Origin of the sequence: Maribacter sp. (assembly GCF_039974175.1) — a bacterium.
In the GTDB taxonomy this organism is placed as follows: Bacteria; Bacteroidota; Bacteroidia; order Flavobacteriales; family Flavobacteriaceae; genus Maribacter_C.
Map to the genome: position 1 here is coordinate 20,954 of NZ_JBDWJN010000001.1, position 25,557 is coordinate 46,510.

21 protein-coding genes and 1 tRNA gene are annotated in these 25,557 nt (G+C 39.7%); 12 read left to right on the top strand and 10 right to left on the bottom strand.

All coding sequences use genetic code 11. The features are described from left to right. Window positions 1-13: 13 nt before the first annotated feature. Both ABJN95_RS00095 and ABJN95_RS00100 read right to left on the bottom strand, forming a co-directional pair. Window positions 14-1,066 carry a response regulator gene (locus tag ABJN95_RS00095; protein ID WP_348367942.1) on the bottom strand — a complete coding sequence of 351 codons (1,053 nt, stop codon included), beginning with the start codon at window positions 1,064-1,066 and terminating at the stop codon, window positions 14-16. A 3-nt stretch (window positions 1,067-1,069) separates the two neighbouring features. Next, window positions 1,070-2,959, bottom strand: a complete 1,890-nt coding sequence (locus ABJN95_RS00100; RefSeq protein ID WP_348367943.1) for a PAS domain S-box protein — start codon at window positions 2,957-2,959, stop codon at window positions 1,070-1,072. A 92-nt stretch (window positions 2,960-3,051) separates the two neighbouring features. On the opposite strand from ABJN95_RS00100, the gene ABJN95_RS00105 reads away from it, so the two are divergent. Then, a complete protein-coding gene (locus ABJN95_RS00105) occupies window positions 3,052-3,453 on the top strand; it encodes a hypothetical protein (protein ID WP_348367944.1) in 402 nt (133 codons plus the stop codon). A gap of 197 nt (window positions 3,454-3,650) precedes the next feature. On the opposite strand, the gene ABJN95_RS00110 is transcribed toward ABJN95_RS00105, so the two are convergent. The 6 genes from ABJN95_RS00110 to ABJN95_RS00135 form a co-directional block, all read right to left on the bottom strand. Next, on the bottom strand, window positions 3,651-4,817 hold the full coding sequence (locus ABJN95_RS00110; protein WP_348367945.1) for an alpha-hydroxy acid oxidase: 1,167 nt from the start codon (window positions 4,815-4,817) through the stop codon (window positions 3,651-3,653). A gap of 9 nt (window positions 4,818-4,826) precedes the next feature. After that, window positions 4,827-6,200 carry a c-type cytochrome domain-containing protein gene (locus tag ABJN95_RS00115; RefSeq protein WP_348367946.1) on the bottom strand — a complete coding sequence of 458 codons (1,374 nt, stop codon included), beginning with the start codon at window positions 6,198-6,200 and terminating at the stop codon, window positions 4,827-4,829. Window positions 6,201-6,214: 14 nt separating this feature from the next. Continuing rightward, window positions 6,215-7,267, bottom strand: a complete 1,053-nt coding sequence (locus tag ABJN95_RS00120; RefSeq protein ID WP_348367947.1) for a 6-bladed beta-propeller — start codon at window positions 7,265-7,267, stop codon at window positions 6,215-6,217. A 12-nt stretch (window positions 7,268-7,279) separates the two neighbouring features. After that, window positions 7,280-8,740: a DUF1501 domain-containing protein gene (locus tag ABJN95_RS00125; RefSeq protein ID WP_348367948.1), complete on the bottom strand. Its 1,461-nt coding sequence runs from the start codon at window positions 8,738-8,740 to the stop codon at window positions 7,280-7,282. Window positions 8,741-8,818: 78 nt separating this feature from the next. Next, entirely contained in the window at window positions 8,819-12,121 is a 3,303-nt protein-coding gene (locus ABJN95_RS00130; RefSeq protein ID WP_348367949.1) for a DUF1553 domain-containing protein, read from the bottom strand. Between the two features lie 21 nt (window positions 12,122-12,142). Beyond that, entirely contained in the window at window positions 12,143-12,304 is a 162-nt protein-coding gene (locus ABJN95_RS00135) for a hypothetical protein (RefSeq protein ID WP_348367950.1), read from the bottom strand. 185 nt (window positions 12,305-12,489) lie between these two features. Here ABJN95_RS00135 and ABJN95_RS00140 point away from each other — a divergent pair. From ABJN95_RS00140 to ABJN95_RS00155, 4 genes are all read left to right on the top strand, one after another. After that, window positions 12,490-12,567: transfer RNA gene (locus ABJN95_RS00140), tRNA-Val, on the top strand. Between the two features lie 749 nt (window positions 12,568-13,316). Continuing rightward, entirely contained in the window at window positions 13,317-13,889 is a 573-nt protein-coding gene (locus tag ABJN95_RS00145) for an RNA polymerase sigma factor (RefSeq protein WP_348367951.1), read from the top strand. Beyond that, window positions 13,889-14,092 carry a hypothetical protein gene (locus tag ABJN95_RS00150; RefSeq protein WP_348367952.1) on the top strand — a complete coding sequence of 68 codons (204 nt, stop codon included), beginning with the start codon at window positions 13,889-13,891 and terminating at the stop codon, window positions 14,090-14,092. The genes ABJN95_RS00145 and ABJN95_RS00150 overlap by 1 nt, the downstream gene beginning before the upstream one ends. A gap of 9 nt (window positions 14,093-14,101) precedes the next feature. After that, window positions 14,102-14,929, top strand: coding sequence for a mechanosensitive ion channel domain-containing protein (locus ABJN95_RS00155; protein WP_348367953.1), 828 nt, complete (start codon window positions 14,102-14,104; stop codon window positions 14,927-14,929). Window positions 14,930-15,071: 142 nt separating this feature from the next. Here ABJN95_RS00155 and murF read toward each other — a convergent pair whose 3' ends face one another. Both murF and gldJ read right to left on the bottom strand, forming a co-directional pair. Next, a complete protein-coding gene (murF, locus tag ABJN95_RS00160; protein ID WP_348367954.1) occupies window positions 15,072-16,349 on the bottom strand; it encodes a UDP-N-acetylmuramoyl-tripeptide--D-alanyl-D-alanine ligase in 1,278 nt (425 codons plus the stop codon). Window positions 16,350-16,415: 66 nt separating this feature from the next. Then, a complete protein-coding gene (gldJ, locus tag ABJN95_RS00165; RefSeq protein WP_348367955.1) occupies window positions 16,416-18,086 on the bottom strand; it encodes a gliding motility lipoprotein GldJ in 1,671 nt (556 codons plus the stop codon). Between the two features lie 457 nt (window positions 18,087-18,543). Here gldJ and porV point away from each other — a divergent pair, with 457 nt between their 5' ends. The 7 genes from porV (at window position 18,544) to ABJN95_RS00200 (ending at window position 25,548) form a co-directional block, all read left to right on the top strand. Beyond that, the gene (porV, locus tag ABJN95_RS00170; RefSeq protein ID WP_348367956.1) at window positions 18,544-19,692 is read left to right on the top strand and encodes a type IX secretion system outer membrane channel protein PorV; all 1,149 of its coding nucleotides are present in this window, start codon (window positions 18,544-18,546) and stop codon (window positions 19,690-19,692) included. Window positions 19,693-19,774: 82 nt separating this feature from the next. Further along, window positions 19,775-20,260: a cytidine deaminase gene (cdd, locus tag ABJN95_RS00175; protein ID WP_348367957.1), complete on the top strand. Its 486-nt coding sequence runs from the start codon at window positions 19,775-19,777 to the stop codon at window positions 20,258-20,260. A 150-nt stretch (window positions 20,261-20,410) separates the two neighbouring features. Beyond that, window positions 20,411-21,406, top strand: coding sequence for a pyruvate dehydrogenase (acetyl-transferring) E1 component subunit alpha (gene pdhA / locus ABJN95_RS00180; protein ID WP_348367958.1), 996 nt, complete (start codon window positions 20,411-20,413; stop codon window positions 21,404-21,406). A 7-nt stretch (window positions 21,407-21,413) separates the two neighbouring features. Beyond that, entirely contained in the window at window positions 21,414-23,054 is a 1,641-nt protein-coding gene (locus tag ABJN95_RS00185; protein ID WP_348367959.1) for a pyruvate dehydrogenase complex dihydrolipoamide acetyltransferase, read from the top strand. Between the two features lie 133 nt (window positions 23,055-23,187). After that, window positions 23,188-24,222, top strand: coding sequence for a M20/M25/M40 family metallo-hydrolase (locus ABJN95_RS00190; RefSeq protein WP_348367960.1), 1,035 nt, complete (start codon window positions 23,188-23,190; stop codon window positions 24,220-24,222). Beyond that, window positions 24,223-24,900, top strand: coding sequence for an SDR family oxidoreductase (locus ABJN95_RS00195; RefSeq protein WP_348367961.1), 678 nt, complete (start codon window positions 24,223-24,225; stop codon window positions 24,898-24,900). It begins immediately after the preceding gene. Next, window positions 24,901-25,548 carry an HAD family hydrolase gene (locus ABJN95_RS00200; RefSeq protein WP_348367962.1) on the top strand — a complete coding sequence of 216 codons (648 nt, stop codon included), beginning with the start codon at window positions 24,901-24,903 and terminating at the stop codon, window positions 25,546-25,548. Window positions 25,549-25,557 lie beyond the last annotated feature (9 nt).

The window sequence follows — 25,557 nt, forward strand, 5'->3', positions numbered from 1 at the left end:
GGATTTTTAAATTTTAGCTAACATACTGTAGTGCTTTTAATTCCAATATTCGAATATTTCGACCTTCGATAGCTATAAGTCCTTCTTTTTTAAAACCCGAAAGGGTTCGTATGAGACTTTCGGTTGCAATACCTGCGACACTAGCCAAATCGCTACGTGATATTTTAATGGCATCTTCTGTTTTTTGATTCATGATTTCGGCGAACTGCAACAAGGTCTGGGCAGTTTTTTTACGCACTGAACTGTAAGCCATTTGCAAGAGCTGCGCTTTAATTTCTGTGATATCATTTGTTAGAAGTTCCATCAATTCCAAAGAAATAGTGTGGTTCTTTTCTAGAATAGTTTTTAGTGCCTCTTTAGATATTCCAGCAAGTTCTACGTTTTCCATAGCCGTTGCAGTTTCTTGGTGAGGTATATTGTTCATAAATGAAGTAAACCCCAAAAAATCATCCGCGCGCGATAACGAAGTAATCAATTCTTTACCATCTTCGTCCATAGCATGACATTTGATCACCCCTTTTGAAACCAAGTAGATTTTGTGCGAATGCGAACCTTTATTATATACGTTTTCTCCCTGTTTGAAAGTGACAATTTCACCATTGTCATCAAAAAAGTTCTTGAGTTCATGCAGCGTGCGCATTTCTTCTTCGGATACCTGGGAGATGCTAGTCGTTTCACCCACTGCGCGACTCAGGAGTGCAGCCTTGGCTAGTCTACTCTCAATGGCGCTGATAAGATCTTCCTCTTCAAAAGGTTTGGTCAGATAATCGTCGGCGCCAAGGTCCATTCCTTTTCGAATCTCTTTGTGCTCCGTTTTGGCGGAAAGAAATATGAAGGGAATAGGTTTGGTGTTTTCATCTGCCGATAAGTTTTCCAATACGCCGTAGCCATCAATTTCGGGCATCATAATATCACAAACTATGATATCAGGAAGATTTTCCTTGGCTACTTGTATGCCCAGTTTTCCGTTTGGCGCGGTGATCACTGAATAACCAGATAGCTCCAAAAGTTCTTCTGTGTTTTCGCGCAAGGCCCTGTCGTCTTCAATCAATAGTATTCTTTTCATTTTCTAGGCGATATTAAGTTCTAGGGGGATATGAACAGCAAAGGTCGAACCTTTGTTTTCAGTACTTGAGAATTCAAGACTTGCTCCCAAATTTTCTAAGTGCTGTTTTGCAATATTGAGACCAATACCCGTTCCCTGAGTCAAAAGAGCGTTCTCAGCTCTAAAGTAGCGATTGAAAATATGCTTTTGTTCTTTTTCAGGGATTCCTATTCCCTCATCAATTACTTTCAAAACCAAGGTGATATCTCCCTTTTCCACGAGCAAATTAATGACTGAATCTTCTGGTGAATATTTAATGGCATTGTGAATGAGGTTAGACAATACAAGTTCTAAGGTCTTTTCATCGAATTTGACGATAAGGTCATTAATATTCTCAGGATATTGGATTTTTTGTCCTGCTTTGAGGAGCATATTGGAGTTATACACTACTTCGTTCACGATTTTGCTCAAAGGAAATCTTTCAATCTTATAATTGACCTTGCCAGATTCCAAACGTTCTACAGAAAGAAAATCGTTTAAAATAGTATCCAGATATTTCACTTTATTCTTAATGGTGGTTACATGCTTATCTCGCTTCTCCTGTTGTTCTGTCTGGGTGTATTTGCCTAAAAGCGTAATAGAAGTTAAAATACTACTTAAAGGAGTTTTGAATTCATGAGAAACCAAAGATAAAAATCGTGTTTTTAATTCGTTCAATTCTTTTTCCTTGGCAAGAGCCTCGGTCAATTGTTTGGTACGTGCCTTAACCTGTTTTTCAAGTTTTTCAGTATAATTATAACGCTCGGTGATGTCAAGAATTATTGCCAAAAACACCTCCTTTTCTCCTAAAGTAGACATTTGCAAATGCACTTCGACAGGGTACATGCTTCCATCTTTTCGCTGGTGCACGGTTTCAAATTGAATCTTTCTATCGGTTTTTTCGAGTAGGGGAGCAATAGTTTTACGAAACTCAACTTCCGTATAATTGGGTTTGATATCAACAGGTGTCAATTGCAGTAATTCTTCTAACGAATAGCCAATATTCGTTAATGCCCCTTGATTCACATTGATGAACTGTAAAGATAGCGTGTCAAAAACAAAGATCTCGTTAAACGATTCGTCAAAGATCTTTGACCAGTGATTTCGCTCTCTTTCGCTATTTTTTCGATTAGTAATATCGTCTTGTATACCGATAAAGTGACTAATTTCTCCTGCCTCGTTTTTGATTGGTGTAATAGAAATCTCATTCCAGAACATCGAACCATCTTTACGATAATTCCGTAGCTCCACCTCACAACTTCTTCCTTCTTGAATAGCATTCCGCATTTCCACAATACCTGCTTGTTCACGATCATCCCTTTGCAGAAATCGAAGGTTTTTTCCAATGATTTCTGCATTGGAAAATCCTGTTAATTCTGCAAAAGAAGCATTTGAATAAACAACTGGGTTATCTTGCTGTAGCGCATCGGTTATCGTAATGCCATTAACGGCATGTTCAAGCGCCTCGCTCTTCATGGTAAGTTCTTCTTGGATTGCTTTTCGATCAGTAATATCGATGACCAAAGCCATTACATAACTGTTTCCATATAGTTCGAAAGGGTTCAGACCAGCCTCTACAGGAAATTCCTCCCCATTCTTCCGAACACCACTCAGATCACGACCAAGTGCCATCTGACGTTTTTCACTCTTTTTTATAAAGCGATTTGCATGACTTTTATGTGCATGATGGTATTTTGATGGAATTAGGGTGTCAAGCGGTTTTCCCTCGAGCTCGTCTGTATCATAACCAAACATTTCCCTTGCGGCAGAATTTGTTGCAACAATAAGCTGTTCGGCATTTACGACAATGATTCCCTCAGAAACTCCTTCAGAAAGGAGATTGAAAATATTACTATTTTTTTGGAAAACCTGCATGTATCAAATATAAAGATTATGAACTGACTTTTATCATACCTATTATACCTGTTGATGCATACATTTGATTATTAAAATAAAAATATTCGAAAATGCGCAATACGCAAAGAACAATGAACGAGCTCTATGAAAGCCTAGGTAAACTTTTCTATGCCATCGCCATAGTTGATGGAAGTGTGCATGCCAAAGAATGGGATAGAGTGAAGGAAATCGTAAAGGAGGAATGGCTGTATGTAGACGATTTTACCGATCGATATGGTACAGATGCGGCGAACTTGATCGAAATTGTTTTCGACGGACTTATGGAATATAATCAAAGTAGCGAATTGTGTTTTGACGAGTTCAAGGAATTCTATGACGCACACCCACATGCCTTTACAAAAGAAATTAAGCTGTTAACAGGGCGAACAGCCAATGCAATTGCCAATGCTTTTTCTGGAAGAAACAAATCAGAATTGGTGCTTCTCGCTAAGATCAACTTGTTGTTGAAGTAATTCTAAACTCTCTAGAACTTCGTTTTATTGAGCATAAATGTTCATCGTATTGCCGAATCAAAACTAGGGTTGTACTTTGAAAATAGAAATGATAAATAGCATCAATGAGGTCGACCACAGAAATGGCAAATTGATTGTGAGTTTTAAAGGAAGTGAATAAGTTTATAGCACGTCAAGTGGTTACATTCAAATACGTATTATTTCTGAACCAAATGTTTTGGAAAATCACGAACATCTTCACAGCATATTTGTTCCATCACTTGTTTTAACTGTGCTTTCAAAAGTGAGATGGTGTGGTTGCCGCCTTTACTTCCCAGGGCAGATACGCCATACATAAAAGAACGACCCATGAAGGCGAATTTTGCACCGCTGGCAAGGGTTCTGCCGATATCGGGCCCTGAACGCATACCGCTATCCATCATTACGGTTATTTGATTGCCATAAGCTTTGGCAATTCTAGTCAGCGGCTTTATAGTTGATTCTCCAGCATCTAGCTGTCTGCCTCCGTGGTTTGATACAATCACTCCATCTAGCCCCCAACTGATTGCCTTTTCAACATCTTGCTCTGTGGCAACTCCTTTTAAAACCAACTTACCTTTCCATAAATCGCGGATGGGTTTAATACGTTCTTCATTCAACCTTCCCGAAAAAGTTTGGTCCATAAAATTGCCCAATTGCCTCAGATCTAAATTTTTGGGCATATAGGGTTTTAGGGTTTCAAAATTCGGTTGGCCATGTTTTAGGGTTTCAAATGCCCAGGCGGGTTTGCCTAGTATCTGAAGTATATTTCTTAAAGACATATTGGGGGGTAGCGCCAGTCCGTTTCTGATATCTCTCGGTCGAAAACCAAAAGTAGGCACATCTGATAAAATGACTAATACCGGACATTCGGCGGCCGCTGCCCTTTTTATGATGTTATCACGTAGGTCGGCTTCTTTCGGATGGTACAATTGAAACCAAGCCCTTCCTTCGGTGATTTCGGAAATTCGTTCGATGTTGCTCGTGCTGACGGTGCTTAGTGTAAAGGGAATATTATGTTCAAAAGCGGCCTTTGCTAAAATCTCAGGAGAATTAGGCCACATCATCCCTTGTAATCCTACGGGAGCAATGCCAAAAGGGGCATCATAGGTATGACCAAAAAGCTTCGTATCAAGCTTTGACTCCTTATATTGGTTGAGGTAGTAGGGAAGGAGTTCTACCTCCCGAATTTCAGCGGTATTCTTATGCAGATTCACGTCTTCATTGCAACCACCGTCTAAATATTCAAATGCAAATTTGGGAATTTTGCTTTTCGCCTTTTCCCTTAAATCTTCTATCGAAGGATATCGGCTGTCAAACTTGATTATTTTTTTGTTTTTGGTCATACAATACTACTAACCTTCACCTATAATTACTTGAAGCTCCTCTTTACTTTCTTCCAATGATTTGGCATCGGCGGCAGTAACCTTAGTTTCCCAAAGGTATACCCTTTTAAGACCCTCCATTTTTTTCAAATCAGTTAGACAGGCATTAGTCACATCTGTTCCGTATAAGTTGAGTGCTTCTAAGTGTTTTAAATTTGAAATAGCTGCAACGCCGGTATCCGTTATCCGGGTCTTTTCTAATTGCAGTCTAGTTAGGTTTTCAAATTGTGCGATAATCGCAAGTCCTTCATCGGAAATATTCGTTCTAGCCAGTGAAAGCCAGGTGATGTGCTTTGCAGCTGGCTCGAGACTTTTAAGCTGTTGTTCTGTCACTTCTTTTCCAGAAAATTTAAGGTCTAAAAGGGGGTTTTGACCACCCAAGACGTTTACGGTAAAGCCACTTTCTTCCAAAGCGACAATTTGCAGGCTATCTAAGGGCGCAATGTTTACCATCTCGTAATACGGGCGGGGATTGGTGTCCAAATTATAGCGACGCATCAATGTTGGTTTTACACTTTCCACGACTTCAACATCAGTAATCATAGCATCTGCAGGTGCACCTTGTGCTATCCACCATTCTACAATTTTGATTTCATCATAGGTCAGCGGATCACCCACTGGGGGCATAAATTTTATATTTTTCTGTGGTAGGGTCATACGACGAAACAACTCACTTTCTTCTAAATTTCCTCCTAAAAATGCAGGTCCACCATCACCACCGGCTAACATTGAATCAATAGACGCCATATTAAGTCCTCCGCGTTGCACTTCATTGTTATGGCAGGCAAAACACTTTTGTTGAAAAATAGGCAGTACCAAATCATCGTAAACTCGTATTGAATCTGTCTTAGAGAGATCTGCTATTTCTGATTTTTCGTCTAACATCATATTGCGAATTCCTTCAGGAGCGTATTCAAATAAATACGCTTCCCCATGGGTCAGGTTTCCACCCAAATGACCTTCAAAAGAAATCAGCGCAATTAGAAAAATATTTACGCCTTGATGCACCATATTAGAATAGTTCTCCGCATTTTTCTTCAGCCACCATCCTCCAAAGGAAAGCAGTACGATGGCAATACCAATCCATCGATGTAGAAAAAGGTCGTCTTCGAAATACAAGCCTGTTTCACCCAACCACCACCCGCAAAAAGCAGCGAAAGCACCCCCTATGCCCCCTAAAAGCCAAGCGTAGCTGATTAGGTTGCTTAATTTTTCAGTTTTACTGATTCGTTGGTACCACTCCATTAAAACCCCTAAAATCAAGAACCCTATGGGGAGATGTACAAAAAGAGGATGAAAACGGCCTATAAAATTGGTAAAATCAAATGCCAGAAATAGATTCATTTTTAGGATTTGGCTTAAATGCGATTTAATTTAATTGGATAAGTTTTTCCAGATGCCCATTGCGGCACATACAGATTTTCATCATTGTCGACGAGAACATCGTGTGGATTTCTAAAGGTCTTTCCGTCGAAAATAGGTGGGATTAATTTTTGATCTGCATATTGCGGAGCACTTCCGCCAGGTAAGGAAATTACCTTGTTGTCTTTATCTAAAACGGCCAGCATACCGTCCCAAGAATCCCAAGTTTTGGTTACGATAACGGCAAAATATATGTTTTCTCCGTGAATTACCGGTCTGCAAATAGAACATCCCGGAAGGGAAATGGTTTCCAAATGTTTTCCATGTAAAGAAAATCGCTTAAATTCTTGGGTGGCACGTGATGTAATTAATAAAGTAGGATTGGAAGCATCACGAGTATCTAAGGTGATACCATGACAACAGCTAAACTGATCATTTTCTTTACCACTTCCTCCAAAATGACCTTGATACTCCCCTTTCGAATTATAGTGAATAATGAAGTTCTTACCATAACCATCTGCTACAAAGAAATCACCATTAGGCATAATGGCCGTTTCGGTTGGCTTGAATTCGTCGTCGCTGGTATAACCGGCTATTTCTTTGGGTCGATTTAGCGTCATAATAATCTTCCCGTCTAATGTTGTTTTATGCACTTGATGGGTGTCGGGATCAGTGATAAACAAAAACTGATCGTCTCCTTCCCCGGCAATTGATAAGCCATGAGCGCCCGGAAATTCAGTCCCCCAAGAAGAAAGCACCTTTCCTGATTTGTCATAGATAATGATGTTATTATTATCCGCTCCGGTTGTTGTCATAAATATGCGACCTTGAGTATCAAGCACCATTTCATGGCAGTCGTTCACTGGAATCTTAGTGGGGTCTTGCACCCCCCATTCCTTATCCACGGTATATTTAAATTCTCCGTGACCTACAACTTCTTTTACACTTTTTGCATGTACAATTCCGAAGGTATACTTGGGTAAAACTATTCCCGCCGTTGCGGCTACGACTGTTTTCTTAATAAAATCCCTTCTGTTTTTAGTTTTCATATCTTTTTGGTTTTAAGCCAATATTTCTTTTACAACTTCGCCATGCACATCAGTAAGTCGGTATCTGCGACCCTGTGATTTAAATGTGAGGCGTTCATGATCTATACCCAGCAAATGCATTAAAGTAGCCTGAAAATCATGAACATGAACGGGTCTTTGTACTACATTATATCCGAAATCGTCAGTTGCTCCTAATGAAAACCCTTTCTTAACACCCGCTCCAGCCATAAAAATAGTAAAGCATTTTGGGTGATGATCGCGACCGAAATTTGTGTCAGTAAGTTGTCCTTGCGAATAGTTGGTCCTTCCAAATTCACCTCCCCAAATAACCAAGGTATCTTCTAGCAAGCCTCTTTGTTTCAAATCGGTAATCAATGCGGCAGTGGCTTGATCGGTTTCTTTGCATTGTACTTTTATAGCATTGGGTAAATTGCCATGTTGATCCCAGCCTTGGTGGTACAATTGAATGAATTTTACATCACGTTCGGCAAGTCTTCTGGCAAGCAAGCAGTTGGCAGCAAAGGTGCCTGGTTTTCTACTGTCTTCGCCATACATTTCATAAGTTGCATCAGACTCATCGGAAGTATCCATAATTTCAGGTACTGATGTTTGCATGCGAAAGGCCATTTCGTACTGCGCCATTCGCGCTAAAATTTCTGGATCGCCAACATCATGATGGTTCAGTTTTTCTAGTTTTTGAAGCTGATCGAGTTGCTCTCTTCTGCTTGTTGCATCTATCCCGGGCGGGTTTGTTAAATACAATACGGGGTCTTTACCAGATCGAAACTGTACACCTTGGTGTTGAGAAGGTAAAAAACCATTTCCCCAAGAACGGGAATATAAAGGCTGACCATACTTATCTTTGGTAACCAAAACAACGAATTCAGGAAGATTCTTATTATCTGTGCCTAAACCATAACTTACCCATGAACCGATGGAAGGTCTTCCCGGAAGCTGCGACCCGGTTTGAAAGAATGTCACCGCGGGATCATGATTTATGGCCTCGGTGTACATTGATTTTATAAAACACAATTCGTCAACAATTTTAGCGGTGTAGGGCATTAAGTCGCTCACCAAGGCACCACTATCACCATGTTGTTTGAAAGCAAATGGCGATCCTGCTATGGGCAATGATGCTTGGCCCGAAGACATACCTGTTAGCCGTTGCCCTTGTTGTACACTTTCAGGCAAATCTTGGCCGTTCATTTTATTTAAGAGGGGCTTATGGTCAAATAGATCTAATTGAGACGGGGCACCACTTTGAAACAAATAAATCACCCGTTTGACCTTGGCCGGAAAATGAGGTTTGCCCATAACGCCTCCGCCATCTGGTTTGAACAACAACGGTTTTTCTTTTGCGAACAAACCCATCGGATCGAGCATTGAAGCCAACGAAAGCGCTCCCATACCCAAAGAAGTTTTGGTCAAGAAATCGCGCCTTGTATAATTTTTATTTTCGTCGTGGGTACACATTTTTTAAGTTCAAGTTCAAAAATCAAGTTCAAGTTCAAATGCTATTTTTGTTACAGCATGTATTTGAAATTGATGCTGTTATCTTTTCATATACGCTTCATCGTGATTTAGCATAGTATTCGCGACCATGGTCAACGCTGCTGTTGTGGCTTTGTCCAAGGCGTCGTCAATTTTCTTTTGGCCTACTGATAGTAGTTCCGAAGCTTCCTTCGGTTTTTGACGAAATCTTTCGGCCTGTTGTTGAAACAGTTCTTTCAAAATTTCTTTTTCCTCTTCTTTTGGTGAACGGCTCACCGCAAGTCGGAAGCCGTAGGAAAGCTGCTCGTCCAACGATCCACCACCTTCTTTTTGCATTCGTTCCGCAAGTAATTTGGAGGCTTCAACAAATTGAGTGTCATTCATTAGTACCAAGGCTTGCAATGGTGTATTCGTGTTCTCGCGTTTAATGGTACAAACCTCTCTGCTAGGGGCGTCAAAAGCGGTCATTGCAGGATGGGGTGAAGTGCGTCGAATAAAAGTGTATAGCCCTCTTCGGTATAGGCTATCGCCTTGAGATTCTTTATAGTTTAGCAAGATATGTGAGAAACTATTTTTTTCAATCCATAACTTTCCTGGTTGGTACGGTTTAACGCTTTTGCCGCCGACTTTTTTTACAAGTAAGCCGCTAGCGGCTAGCGCATTATCGCGAATCATTTCAGCCGGCAATCTGTAACTGTTACTTCTTGCCAAATACCTATTTTTCGGATCTTTTTCCCTTGTTTCCAAAGAAGCCTCTGATGATTGTCGATAGGTATGTGACATGACCATTGTTTTAAGCAAAGCTTTGACATCCCAGCCACTCTCCATAAACGAAACGGCTAACCAGTCGATTAACTGAGGGTGGGTAGGCAACGAGCCCTGAACGCCAAAGTCTTGTGGTGTATTTACCAAACCTTCACCAAAAAGGAGCTGCCAATAACGGTTTACCGTAACTCGTGCGGTAAGCGGATTGTCTTTAGAAAATATCCATTTTGCAAGTCCCAGCCTGTTTTTTGGATACTTTTCAAGGAATGCAGGTAGCACTTCAGGAGTGCGTGCTTCAACTTCATATATAGGTTGTGAATAGTCGCCACGATCATAGGCAAATGCTTGTCTGCTTTCTGGCATCTCTTCCATGACCATTACCTCCATAACCGGCATCATCAATTGAAGCCACTGATTTCGGAGTGCTTTAAGTTCTTGTTGAAGGGCGTTTACCTTTGGAGATTGTTTGATAGAAAATGCGGTGGCCAATTCTTTAGATAGGGGTTTGGAAGTATATTCTGGGTCGGCCAAAACCGTCATTTCCGCTTCGCTAAGTTCGCGCTTATATATCCGAATTTCATCAAGTGCCCCTTTGAAAATACCGTTTTCACCGGTAAAACCACGGTAACTCTTCGCCACTTTTACAGGTTGATTATAAACCGTATGAACCGCTGATCTTACGGTTTTAATTGATTTGTAAAGTTTGTCGTAACTAATTTCAAGATCGGCTTTGTTTCCGTCGATAAAAAGGGATAGTCCATTGGCTTTGCCCGAACCATCGTAACTGAAACCAACATGTTTCCATTCATTGATTTTTATAGAATCTTTCGATTTTACATGTATGTAGTTGTGCGGAAGCGAATGTATCAAGCGTGCGTTCAAGTGATTAAGACTATCTAAATAAAAATCCCAACCACGCCAAAAATTGTTTTTTTCTCCCGAAGTTCCTATGAGCTGTTGTGTTTTGAGCACTTCGCGTTTGGTAGTATTCATCCATAGGGTGCCTGAAAAGGCATCGGTCCATTCAAAATTGGGAATATTTCGGAGATATACTTCATCATATTCTCCGCTAAATTGCATCGCATTTCCTTGCTTTCCTCTGACGATTTTAGGCGCTTTACTTGCCGTCGCATTTTTATTGTTATCGACCCAAAAGGTGTTTCCATTTTTTGCAATTTTATTAAGAGGATACCGATCAACAAGTCCGTTTTCAATGCTGTTTTTAGGTAGTTGTTTGATGAAAGTGTCCAAATCTGCTATTTCTTTAGCAGTCAACTGTAACTGTTGTTCTTTTTCTTGAATAGATTTTTCAAGAGTTTGTAACTGCTTTTCGGTTTGTGCATCAGGCAGAGCAAGCATAGGGCCGTAATTGCCGTCATCACCGGTCATACCCAATTCTTTTACGTTATTGAAAAAGGCTGTTAACTGAAAATAATCTTTTTGGGAAATCGGGTCGAACTTATGGTCATGGCAACGTGCACAGGCAACTGTCAGTCCCATTAAAGCAGTACCAACCGTTTCGGCTCTGTCCCAAACATAATTCAAGCGAAATTCTTCCTCAATTGCCCCACCTTCGGCTGTCATGGGATGATTTCGGTTAAAAGCCGTGGCCAATTTTTGTTCTTTGGTGGCATTGGGTAGAAGATCACCGGCTAATTGCCAAGTAACAAATTGATCATAGGGCATATTTTCTTTAAATGAATTGATGACCCAATCGCGCCAGGGCCACATAAGTCGCCATCCATCGGCATGTAGTCCGTGAGAATCAGCATACCTCGAGATATCTAACCAATCAACCGCAAGACGTTCAGCATTTGCATCGGTTTGCAACAATCGGTCAACTATTTTTTCATAAGCATTGGGTGAATCGTCAATAAGAAAAGCATCAATTTCAGCAATGCTAGGAGGTAAGCCTGTTAAATCCATACTTACTCTTCTGATCAATCTTTCTTTCTCCGCCTCATGAGAAGGTTCGTATCCGTTCTGAAGAAGTTGCTGCTGAACAAAGAAGTCAATTTCATTATGGGCCTTCCATTTGACCTTTGCTACTGGTTTTGATTCAGGCTTTTCTGGTTTTGCGAAAGCCCAATGTGCCTTCCATTCCGCGCCTTGTTCAATCCATTTGATTATCAAAGCTTTTTCCCTAGACGAAAGCACAAGGTTGGATTCTGGAGGAGGCATTTGAATTTCTGGGTCGTCGTTCAAAATACGTTGCACACTCTCACTGTTACCAGGTTTGCCTGTAACAAAAGCACGTTCGCCACTTGCTAATTTTTTAAAGGCTTCTTCTTCTATATCTAAACGCAGGCCCGCTTGACGCGTATTGGCATCGGGACCATGACAACTATAACAACGATCGGAAAGGATGGGTTTGACGTGGAAATTAAAGTCAACTACTTCTGGTAAAGATTCGTAGGCAATCGCTACGTCCTCTGGCATGCTGGGTCCGCAAGACATAAAGAAAGTCAGAAGGCACCATAATGCGATATTGATTATGTAGGTCTTTGATTGCATAACTCCCTTTAAAAATACATGTTTTTTGATGAATTCGTTACCTATTCCACAGCGATTCACCATATCCATTGTCATTTTCAACATTTGTGTCGTGAATGACTGTGTTTATGTTAGTTCTAATTTAAGGCTCACGGCAACTTCTAAAGGAGCAGGTCTATTTGAAACATAGTCCATTTCGACAGGTTCTGAATGCATTTTTCGACCATCGACATCTCCACAGCTATCGTTGACATTTTGAAACATCATTACATTGTTCAATACGTTCAAAAAATCAAATTGGAAAAATTGAGTTTAGTTTTCAGAATAGCAAATATGTTTTACCTTAGCGAACTTTTAAGGCGTGTTGGCTCTGCCGCAAGTTAGTAGTGAGCTTGCAGAAACTGTCTACCAGTAAAGGTGGCCACCCTTGAAGAGACTTTGGGGTAGTATGCCCTCAAAAATATTGAAATAATGGGTTATTAGCTCAGTTGGTTTAGAGCGCTGCCTTGACAGGGCAGAGGTCACCGGTTCGAATCCAGTATAACCCACCAAGAGTATATTTCTTTCCTAATACGCATATTTCCCAAGCGAACAAGTGCGTCCACTCCTGTGCATTTTTATCGTCATTTGTAAAAATAACTTGACGATTACTGAGAAATTGACGTAATATTTATAAAAACTCTGCTAAAAAAAGTGACGCTTTAAATGGAAGTGTGTCTAATTAGATATACAAATGTTTAAAGAATGATTGTGAAGGTTTTACCAGAATTGCTCTTCGGAATAAGTACGTTTTTTTTCCTTTCAGTGTTGATCGTAATTTTATCCTCTTCAGATTTTGCAAAAAAGTGGCAATTAAGATTGATCAAACTGGTTCAATTGATAAGTAGAAAAGATTTTTAAATGTAGATGACCCATTGTTGAATGCAATACAATGACAGCGATTTTGGCAAGTAACTTGAAATGAAGTGATCTTTGGTTAGCCAATTTGAGATTACCCTAATTATACATTTTTGTTCTATGTGCCCTAAAGTTAAGATTTCGTAGAACCAAAAAGTTTGGTGGGGACTAAAGGGTTTGTTTTTTGAATTGGCCAAAAGCCCCGTTCTTCGGGGCTTTTAAATTTTCTTAGGCACAACTTGCCGCCCATAATGTTAGTGTGCCTTATTGCTAAAGATCTATATTTTGCAGTTATTCGGTTTGCAAAGTTATTATCTTATACTAGATTTTTGCAACCATCTGACTCCAAAAAGTGACTTTTGAAAATTAATGTGTCTTAATAGGTACGTAACCTAACTTTAAATTGGAAACCAATCCAACGGTAGCGCAAATGACCGATGAAGAGCTCGTACAAAATATTGTAAAGGGCAATAATATTCTGTTGTTTGAGGAAATTTACGATCGGTATTCCAAGGCTATATATAATAAGTGCAGGAGTTTTTCGAAATCTAATGTTGAAGCCGAAGACCTGACCCAAGATGTATTTTTACTATTGTTTGTTAAACTTGGCAGCTTTAAGGGGAGGTCCAAATTTTCAAGCTGGGTTTATTCTTTTACGTATAATTTTTGTGTGAACTATGTAAATAGAAATAAGGCAAGGAAGATTAGTGATAAATCAGATCCGATTTCAAATACTTCAGAAAAAGTATCTAATGATGTTGATGACGATAGCTTGTTTGAAATGCGTTTCGTTAAGTTTAAGAAAGCACTACAGCTCATTTCGCCAGAAGATAAAACCATACTGCTTTTAAAATATCAAGACAATGTTTCAATCAAAGAGTTGACCATACTAATGAAAGTAAGTGAGAGTGCGGTTAAGATGCGTTTAAAAAGAGCGAAAACCAGAATTTTGGAAATCTATAATAAATTACCTTAATGGCAAGAGAAAAGCAAAATCCGTTTAAGGAATTGGAAAAATCACTTCATGATGTACCTGCAGATATGAAGAAGAAAGTAATGAATGATATCGCAACAGCAAAGCTTGTTATGGATATGGCTTCATTATTCACCTGTAACTATAAATCCACTTTGGAAGGAATACTCAAAACAAATACTAAATTCAATACTAACTCAAACTAATTGGTACTCATGGAAACGATGAATAAATGGAAAGAAATAGGTTTAAACTCGATATCGTCAATTTTAGCTGATATCGCATCTGCCATTCCAACTATAATGGGTGCGTTTTTTGTTTTGCTACTGGGTTGGGTGCTAAGCAAAATAATTCGATTTGTTTTAAAAAAAATACTACGCTTGGCGAAAATTGATAAAATTTCTGACCAGGTTAACGAGGCCAAACTATTTGGTGAAGGTGTGACCAAGATCAATCTTGAAAAAATGATTCTCGGTTTTGTTAAATGGGCACTTTTATTGGTTTTTGTAATAATTGCCGCCGACATTGTCGAATTGACGGTGATTTCATCGGAAATCGCCAATCTTCTTCGTTATTTGCCAGTGCTTTTTAGTGCGATTGTGATATTTATGGTCGGACTTTATATTTCCAATTTTATTAAAAAAATGTTGGTGAAGGTTTTTGAATCTATGAGACTTGGAGGTTCAAAAATCGTTAGTGGAGCCATATTTTACATACTGGTGATTTTTGTTACAATTACGGCACTCAACCATGCAGGAATTGACACACAAATTATTACAAATAATTTCACACTTATTCTCGGTGCCTTTCTATTGGCGTTTGCCTTGGCATTTGGACTTGGTTCAAGAGCGGTAGTTGCCGATTTATTAAGAACATTCTATGCCCGAAAGAACTATTCAGTAGGCGATAAAATTAAGTTGAAAGATTTAGAGGGAACAATTCTGACGATAGATAGCATTTTTGTAACGCTCGAAACCGACGAGAAGAAATGCGTTGTTTTGCCAATTAAAGAATTGGTCGAAAACAGAATCAAACTCAATTAGCAACGTGGTTTTGGTTAATTAGGTTGTTGACAAGGTGTGGTCATTTTAGATCACACCTTTTCTAGTTTGTACCTAAGATATGGCCAGGGAGTTACCGCGAATTTACAATCAATTACCTAAGTTAGTAGGCCTTACTTCGTCTTTAAAGAATGTCTAATAATCGCTCGAGTGCCATTCCACGTGAGCCTTTAATAAGTACATTGCTCTTATTCGCTAAGGGATGTTTTTTGAGGTATTCAGCAACTTCTTCGAATGATTTGAACGTTTTCGCACTAGTATGTGCTTTTTTAAAATTCTCACCAATTAAATATACATCAGAAAAGTCGAGTTGAATTGCCAAATCTGATATGTCTTGATGTTCCTTGAAAGCGGTATCACCTAATTCGAACATATCGCCAAGGAAGGCTATTTTGTTTTGCCCCTGCATTGATCTAAAGTTTTCTAAAGCGGCCTGCATACTTGTGGGATTGGCATTATAAGCATCTAAGATAATACGATGACCATTTTTTTCTAAAAGTTGTGAACGATTGTTCTTGGGAGCATACGATTCGATTGCGCTTTTTACATCTTGCAGCGAAACATTGAAATATTTGCCTATTAAGATGGCAACAGCACAATTGGTAAAATTGTAACTTCCTATTAATTGAGAGTTGATATCAAGATCTTCAACTTTGATTCTTACAAATGGATCCGCTCCTAAAAATTCAATGTTATAGAATTGATGTTTCGCTGTACTGAAACCAAACTTCTTAATATAGCTACTCAATTTTTCAAATTGAATCAGGTCATCTGCATTTAGAAAAACACTGCGTTCATTTGATAATAAATAGTCATATAATTCGCTTTTCCCTTTTATAATTCCGGCCTCACTTCCAAAACCTTCTAAGTGGGCTTTTCCAAAGTTGGTGATATAACCAAAATCAGGTTGGGCGATAGTACATAAAAATTCAATTTCCTTTTGATGGTTGGCACCCATTTCGACTATCGCAATTTCGGTATCTGGTCTTATAGATAGTAAGGTTAAGGGTACGCCGATATGGTTGTTCAGGTTACCAACTGTAGCAATTGTTTTATACTTTTTTGAAAGCACTTTATTGATAAGTTCTTTGGTGGTAGTTTTGCCATTACTTCCAGTAAGGGCAATAACTTTAGCAGTGACATAATTGCGGTGGTAGCTTGCAAGCTCCTGTAGGCTTTTTAGAACATCTTCTACTAGAAGATAGGCATCTGATTCCGCATACCTTTTTTCATCGATTACGGCATATTTGGCTCCTTTTTGCAATGCGTCGGAAGCAAATTTGTTTCCATTAAAATTATCGCCTTTGAGGGCGAAGAAGATGCAGTCATTGGTGATTTTTCGTGTGTCGGTACAAACCTTGGGAAACTTCAGAAAAATGGAATGCAGCTCGGTTATCTTCATAAAACAAAAGTATAAAAAAAGCCCCGACATAAATGTCAAGGCTTCCTATCTTTCTCTAGCAATTACTTATTTTGCTCTCTTTCCTCTAGGGGTTTTGTTCTTTGTTTTTGACTTAGAACCTACTCTAGACATTGCACATCTGAAACCGATGTAGTCGGTTGCCATATATTGTGGCAAATATCTACGTTGTGCAGGATCTAACCAGTACGCTCTGTCTCTCCAAGAACCTCCTTTGAATACACGAACTTCATCGTTGATCAAAGTTGTTCTGTTATTGGATTGGTCATATTGACGCGTCAACTTTCCGGTAGAATCACGTTCTACTTTATGATTTGGAGAATCATACATTTTTCTTTGATTCTCTTCATCTTCTTCATCACTAAATCTATCGAAGAATCGCGAAGAGCTAGGGTCACCGTCTCTATACGCTCTATTATCACTAGAGTCGAAGTTGGTTCTTAAATAGGTTTCTTCTTCATCAACGGGTACCATTTTAATTTCACCAGGGAGATTAACTGCAACTACCTTACCATTGGGTAGCGTATCATAAACCACTGAATCTCTTAAGATGTTTACCTTGCCGTCTTCTCCAATTGCTGTTTTCATATAAATGTTACCTCGGTAGTAGTTGAAATCACTTACTTCATCATCTACAATAGGGCGATATACATCGGATACCCATTCAGCAACATTACCTGCCATATCGTACAATCCAAGGTCATTTGGCTTATATGACATTACTTCGGCAGTAATATCAGCACCATCGTCAGACCATCCTGCAATTCCGCCGTAATCACCTTTTCCTTGTTTGAAGTTCGCTAACTGATCACCTCTACCAACGCGCTGTCCGTTTCTGGTGTAGTCGCCTTCCCAAGGATATTTTTTTCTACCTCTATAGTTGTTGTATTCACGAGAACCTTGATTGGCCTGAGCGGCATATTCCCATTCAGTTTCAGTAGGTAATCTATATTCTGGAGTAATGACACCACTGCTTCGCTTAGCAAAAGTGTTAACACTATCCTTTTTCTGTTTTCCTTGTAAAGAATCGATTTGACCATTATAAACAGATTCTGGTCTATTCAAATAAGCCTCAGTACTAAAAGTACCTTCAACCTCACCAGTTGCGGCCTTGTATTTTGCATCTGAAGATAAATACCCCTCTTTTTCCAATAAAGCTTCATTCACACGATCAGTTCTCCACTCAGCAAATTGGGTAGCTTGAATCCAGTTTACTCCGACCACAGGATATTCTGCATATGCCGGGTGACGCAAGTAGTTATTGGTCATTGTTTCGTTGAATCCTAAACGGTTTCTCCAAACCAAAGTATCAGGTAACGCCCCTTTGTAGATGTTTGCATATTTTGGATTCTCAGGAGGATAAACACTCTTTAAATAGTCCAAATATTCAAGGTACATCACATTGGTTACCTCGGTTTCATCCATGTAGAAAGACTGAACGTGTTGCGAAGTTGGCGTGTTGTTCCAATCGTGCATGACGTCATCTTGTACCTTACCTTTGGTAAAAGTACCTCCCTCAACAAATACTAAACCTGGAGAGGTTTCCTGCTCTTTAAAATCAGTATTGTACTGAAAGCCGCCTTCTTTGGCATTTATTTTCCAACCTGTAGCTCTCGAGACGTTCTTTGAAGAAGAAGATGATTTTTTACAGCTGGTGACTGTAAAACCTCCTGCTATAACGACACAAGAAAGTACAACTTTGATAAACTGTTTTTTCATAATTAGGACTTGAGATTCAAATAAGTAAACTGCTTTTTACAAGTAGTTTGTGATTTGGATTTTGATTAAATTAAGTATCACTTTCGGCATATAAAACGATGATTTAGGTATAATATTTCATTGCTTCCAAAAATATTTTTTAAATCGCTCGAAAGGCTTTACAACCTATTAAGTAATGCTATTTAAAGTCATAACGGCATAATTTTAGGTATAGTATGGTTAACCTTCTCTTTTATTATACCATAAAGGTTTGGTTAATGATTACTGCCAGGCTGTTTATTTGGGTATTCGTTAGAAGTTTCTGTTTTTGGACGTCGATGAGCTAAATTCTTAAAAAATAATGGCGTACTTATATAAGATATCCTCAAAATACCCGTTTACGTGTCATACATCCGATATATTTTAGTTGTCGGGGATATTAAATGATTTTTGCCAATTAAACCTATTCTTGAGAGAAATGAAGAAATTATCAATACTAGTTTTACTTGCCTTTGTATGTAAATTATCTGCCCAAGATGGTGATAGGGTTATCACGGTTGCCGTTCCTTTCTTAACTATAGCTGCCGACGCGAGATCAGCAGGTATGGCTGATATGGGCGTTGCAACATCAACCGATGCTTTCTCACAACAATGGAACCCAGCAAAGCTGGCTTTTGCCGAACGAAAAATGGGAATCGGAGTAAGTTACACTCCGTATTTAGAGAGTATTATTACCGACATTTCGCTATTGAACGCCACGTTTCATAGCAAGATCGACGATCAAAGTGCCTTTGGTATTGGCATAAGATATTTTGGTTTGGGAGATATTGAGTTGCGGCAATTTGCAACCGATCCAGGAACTGTTGTTAGACCCAATGAATTTACTATAGAAGGTTCTTACGCCTTAAAATTAAGTCCCACTTTCTCCATGTCTGTAGGTGGTAGATTTATAAATTCTAACTTGAGGTTGCCGCAAGTGGAGAATGTTGATTCTCAAGCCGCAAGTTCATTCGCTGTTGATGTTTCCGGTTACTACCGTTCAAGGGAGAAAGCCTATAACAGTTTTGACGGCCGTTGGAGAGGAGGTTTTAACTTTTCAAACTTAGGTGGGAAAATTCAGTATGATGAAGGTGGACAACAAAACTTCTTACCTACCACTATGGCGTTAGGACTCGGTTTTGACTTTATTTTAGACCAAGATAATGTTATTGGACTAACAACACAGTTTAACAAACTTTTGGTGCCAACACCTCAAGATTTTAATGGTGATGGCGTTTTAGACAGAGCTGATAATGATGAGTACCAGGCCATCGGATTTTTCGAAGGTATCTTTAAATCTTTTGGAGATGCACCCGATGGATTTGGAGAAGAATTGAAAGAGTTTACTTGGGCACTTGGTGCTGAATATACCTACCAAGATTCTTTTATGATACGTACGGGTTATTTTAATGAAAGCGAGGAAAAAGGTTCTAGAAAATACTTTACACTCGGCGCTGGTTTTGCATTCAAGTCTGCACAAATTGATTTGTCATATTTGTTTTCAACTTCTCAAGTGCGTAATCCTCTTGAGAATACCCTGCGCTTCTCCTTAACCTTTAGTTTAGGTGAAGAGTATTTCAATGATTAATAAAGAAATTATAATTAGAAAACAAAACCCGCTTTAAAGCGGGTTTTGTTATTTTTAGAAAGTAGTTGTTTAAATTCAGCCCATGAAAATACATAATGTAGCTTTTGAGCTAGAGGTCTATGACGCGTTAGACGAACTTCATGATGCAGATCACAAGTTGATGTTAAAAGCTATAGCGGCCCGTAAAAATGCGTATGCTCCTTATTCAAATTTTCAGGTCGGCGCAGCATTGCGTCTGGAAAATGGCGAAGTGGTCATTGGTAACAATCAAGAAAATGCCTGCTATCCATCCGGACTCTGTGCTGAGCGTGTTGCTGTCTTTCAAGCTGGGGCCAAGTACCCGGGCGTTGTAATTGAAGCAATTGCTATTTCTGCTACTTCTTTAAACTATCAAGTCAATACCCCAGCAGCACCCTGCGGCAATTGCCGACAGTCGATATCTGAATATGAGGTAAAACAAAAGCAACCTATTCAGTTACTCATGATGGGCGAAATAGGTACCGTGATGAAATGTAATTCTATTGGCGATATACTTCCGCTTGCCTTTACCAATTCCTTTTTAAAATAACTTCCAAATCGTAGTGAAAATTACAATTTTGTAAGTCTTTGTTACAGGTATACAATTCAATGAACCTTTTTCTTCAATTTTTTTTCACTAATGATTTAATATGTATTTTTGTTTTTCGTTTTCAGGGAAATTATACAAATACGATAGTTAATGGAAAAAATCACCAAAGAGGTCTATTTAAAGTGGTATGAAGACATGTTGTTTTGGCGAAAGTTTGAAGACAAACTTGCCGCTGTTTATATTCAACAAAAAGTTCGAGGATTCTTACACTTGTATAACGGTCAGGAAGCAGTGTTAGCAGGAGCTTTACATGCGATGGATTTGACGAAAGACCGAATGATTACTGCATACCGAAATCACGTGCAACCTATCGGAATGGGTGTAGACCCTAAAGCGGTAATGGCGGAGCTCTATGGCAAAGTTACAGGAACCTCTAAAGGAATGGGCGGCTCAATGCATATCTTTTCAAAAGAACATCGCTTTCACGGGGGGCATGGTATCGTTGGGGGGCAAATTCCGCTTGGCGCTGGAATGGCTTTCGGTGATAAATATGCGGGTAGAGACAATGTTACCCTATGTTATATGGGTGATGGTGCCGTAAGACAGGGTGCCTTTCATGAAGCGCTTAACTTAGCAATGCTCTGGCAATTACCTGTGGTTTTTATTTGTGAGAACAATGGATATGCCATGGGAACATCTGTGGAAAGAACTTCCTATTCAACTGATATTTGGAAACTAGGTTTAGGTTATGAAATGCCTTGCGGACCGGTTGACGGTATGAATCCGGTTACTGTTGCTGAAGAAATGAGCAAAGCGATTGAACGTGCTAGAAGTGGTGGAGGCCCCACATTTCTAGAGATGAAAACCTATCGCTATAGAGGTCACTCCATGTCAGATGCGCAGCACTACAGAACAAAAGCGGAGGTTGAAGAATACAAGAAAATCGATCCTATTACTCAGGTTTTAGATATCATCAAAGAAAATAAGTACGCCACTGACGATGAAATCAAGGCTATTGATAAAGGCGTAAAAGCACGCGTTGCCGAATGCGAGAAATTCGCCGAAGAATCAGATTACCCGCCCGTGCAGCAATTGTACGATATGGTATATGAGCAAGAAGATTTTCCATTTGTAGAACATAAATAAAAGATAGATGGCAGTAGTAGTAAATATGCCCCGTTTGAGTGATACCATGGAAGAAGGCACCGTTGCTGCGTGGTTGAAGCAAGTGGGAGATAAAGTTGAAGAAGGAGATATTTTGGCAGAAATCGAGACCGACAAAGCCACGATGGAATTCGAGTCTTTCAATGAAGGAACCTTGTTGCATATTGGTGTTGCTGAGGGTGATACGGCTCCAGTAGATGTGCTATTGGCAATCATTGGAGAAGAAGGAGAAGATATTTCTGGATTATTAAATGGAAGTGCCGCACCTTCGGAAGCGAAAGAAGATGCTGCTCCAACAGCGACTGCATCAGAGGCAACCCCAACTACGAGTTCAGCAGCTGCTGAAATTCCCGAGGGAGTCGAGGTAATTACGATGCCACGTTTAAGTGATACCATGGAAGAAGGCACCGTTGCCGCATGGTTGAAGCAAGTTGGTGATACGGTAGAAGAGGGTGATATTCTTGCGGAAATTGAGACCGACAAAGCAACGATGGAGTTTGAATCTTTCTATTCGGGTACCTTATTGTACATCGGAATTCAGGAAGGAGAGTCTTCACCTGTTGATGAGGTTTTAGCCGTAATCGGACCGGCCGGAACCGATGTTGATGCCATTTTAAAAAGCGGTGCTTCCGGTAAGGCCGCAAGTACTACCTCTGAAGAAAAGAAAGAGGATAAACCCGCAGAAACTAAAACCGAAGCTGTTGCAGAAACTGCAGCTGCGAATGACGGACAACGTATTTTTGCATCTCCTTTAGCGAAGAAAATTGCCAAAGAAAAAGGAGTGAATCTAGCCGATGTAAAAGGTTCGGGAGATCACGGTAGAATCGTAAAAAAAGATATAGAAAATTATCAACCGGCTGCTCAAGCAGCAAGTCCGATTGCCGCCACTAAAGACGTAGCCGCGAGCAACGCTGCCGTTGCACCAATTGTAAACCTTCCGGTTGGCGAAGAGGGAAGTGAAGAAGTTAAGAATTCGCAAATGCGTAAAGTTATCGCGAAGCGATTGTCAGAATCGAAATTCACTGCTCCACACTATTATTTGAATATCGAGGTTGATATGAGCAATGCTATCGCTTCAAGAAAACAAATCAATGATCTGCCAGAGACAAAGGTTTCTTTCAATGATATGGTAGTGAAGGCTTGTGCGATGGCGTTGAAAAAACATCCACAGGTAAATACGACTTGGAATGGCGATACAACACGATATAACCATCATGTGCATGTGGGCGTGGCTGTAGCAGTTGATGACGGATTATTGGTTCCGGTATTAAAGTTTGCAGATCAAATGACCTTGACACAAATAGGGGCTTCGGTGAAAGACATGGCCGGTAGAGCTAGAAATAAGAAATTGACTCCTGCTGAAATGGAGGGAAGTACGTTTACCGTTTCGAACTTAGGTATGTTCGGTATCGTTGACTTTACCTCAATAATCAATCAGCCCAATTCAGCGATTTTATCGGTAGGGGCAATTGTAGAAAAACCGGTGGTACGTAACGGAGAGATCGTGGTTGGAAATACCATGAAGGTTACTTTGGCCTGCGATCATAGAACGGTAGATGGGGCAACAGGAGCGCAGTTCTTGTTGACACTAAGAGCATACTTAGAGAATCCTGTTACCATGTTGGCCTAATTGTGCAACAACAGTTGTCTCCTTAAAGTGATTTCTTGCAGGTTCTAGATAAACCTAATTGTTGATAAATCTAAAAAGCATCCGTCAAATAGCGGATGCTTTTTTTATCTTTAAAATCTAAACAAAACACAAAATGAAAAGACTTGGTTATTTGTTGATTGTACTTATCATGGTAGGTTGTGGATCTACAAAGATGAAAGAGACCGCGGCTGCGGACGTACAGCCAGCACCAGAAGGCGTTAAGGGAACTGTTGTTGAATCAGCAAAAACGGCGGAGACAAAAGCAATTGCCCCTGTACCTCAATTCTCAAATAGTGAGGGCATTGGTAAGATTATGAATTTCTTAGCTTCAGATGAGTTAGAAGGCAGAGATTCGGGCAGCGATGGGATTGCCAAAGCGGCGGATTTTATCGAAGAGATATTCAATGCAAACGCTATCAAACCGTATTTTGAAAATTTCAGGGATACCCTCTCAAACTTTAAAAAACCGGCATATAATATGGTCGGAATGTTAGAAGGAAACGATCCTGAATTAAAAAAGGAATTCGTTATTCTAGGTGCACACTATGACCATATTGGGCGTATCGAAGCAAAAGATGGTGATGCTATTGCCAATGGTGCAAACGACAACGCATCTGGTACTACCACCGTGTTAGAACTAGCACGTTACTTCGGAAATGCTAAAGTAAATAAGCGCAGTATTATTTTTGCTTTGTTTAGCGCAGAAGAGCAGGGGCTTTTAGGGTCTAAGCACTTGGCACAAAAACTGAAAGCCTCTGGACTCAATCTTTATGCCATGCTCAATTTTGAAATGGTAGGTGTTCCACTGCAGGATAAAGACTATTTGATGTATTTGACGGGATACAATTTGTCGAATCTAGCCGATGTTAGCAATAGCTATACGGCACAGAATATTGCAGGATTTCTACCAAAAGCAAAAGAATTCAATTTATTCAATCGCTCTGATAACGCCCCATTTCACGAAATATATAATGTACCCTCGCATACCTACAGCACCTTTGATTTTACAAACTTTGACCACTACCACCAAGTTGGCGATGAAGCTGCCGCAATGGATTTTGGGCATATGGCTAATGTGGTGAATGTATTGATACCGGTAATGGAGGGCATTTTAAATTCCCCAGAGCAAGAAATCAAATACAATTAGATGGCAAATATCATCATTACGGGCTCCAGCCGCGGTATAGGTTTTGAACTTGCAAAGCTTTTTGCAGATGACGGTCATCAAGTTTTGGCCTTGTCTCGGAACAGCAAACCCATTTCAGATCTACATCACACGAATATCTCCTCTTTTCCATTTGATCTTTCAACGGAATCTGATTTGGAAAAACTAAATGAGTTTCTAGCGGGATGGGAAACCGTTGATGTGCTTATCAATAATGCAGGGAAACTCTTGAATAAGCCCTTTTTGGAAACCAGCGTTTCTGAATTTGAAGCGGTGTACAAAGTAAATGTATTCGGTGTAGCCCGTATCACCCAAGCCGTTTTGCCTAAAATGCAAAAAGGGGGGCATGTAGTAACTATAAGCTCAATGGGAGGCGTACAAGGGAGTGTGAAATTTCCTGGTCTTTCAGCATACAGCTCTAGCAAAGCAGCCGTAATTACCTTGACCGAACTTTGGGCCGAAGAGTATAAGGAAACGGGACCTTCTTTCAATGTGCTGGCCTTAGGGGCGGTACAGACCGAAATGCTAGAGGAAGCTTTCCCTGGTTATCAGGCTCCGATCACTGCTTTAGAAATGGCAGCGTATATTAAGGGTTTTGCCCTTACTGGTAATAAAATGTACAATGGAAAGTTGTTACAGGTATCAAGTTCTACCCCTTAAATGAAGCCTTACAAATGTATCATCTTTGATTGTGATGGTGTCTTAGTTGATAGTGAAGTGCTAAGCAACCAAGTCATGGTAGATATGGCTAATGAGCACGGAGCAAACATTGATTTAAATTTTGCTATTCAAAATTTCAAAGGTGGGTTTTTAAAAGACTGTATTCAACAAATAGAATCGATTGTTGGAAATGCGCTGCCAGATGATTTTGAGAACCAATATCGTAAACGCTCCTTTGCCGTATTTAAGAGTGATTTAAAGGCTGTAAGCGGAGTCGAATCGGTTCTAAAAGCATTGGATATTCCTTTTTGTGTTGCCTCTAGTGGTCCTCAAGAAAAAATAAGATTAAACTTGAAGACTACAGGGCTATTATCCTATTTTAAAGAAAATATCTTTAGCTGTTACGACATCAATAAGTGGAAACCCGACCCAGCTATTTTCTTACATGCTGCCGCTACCATGGGTTTTGATTCTGAAGAATGCCTTGTTATCGAAGATACGTCAATAGGGGTAAAAGCAGGAAAAGCAGGAGGGTTTGATGTTTTCGGTTTCTCTGCCGATGATTTAAAGGAAAACTTTCAAAATCAAGCCACTAAAATCTTCTACACAATGGATGATCTTTTACCCATGATTTCTGCAAATCGCTAAACTTGGCCT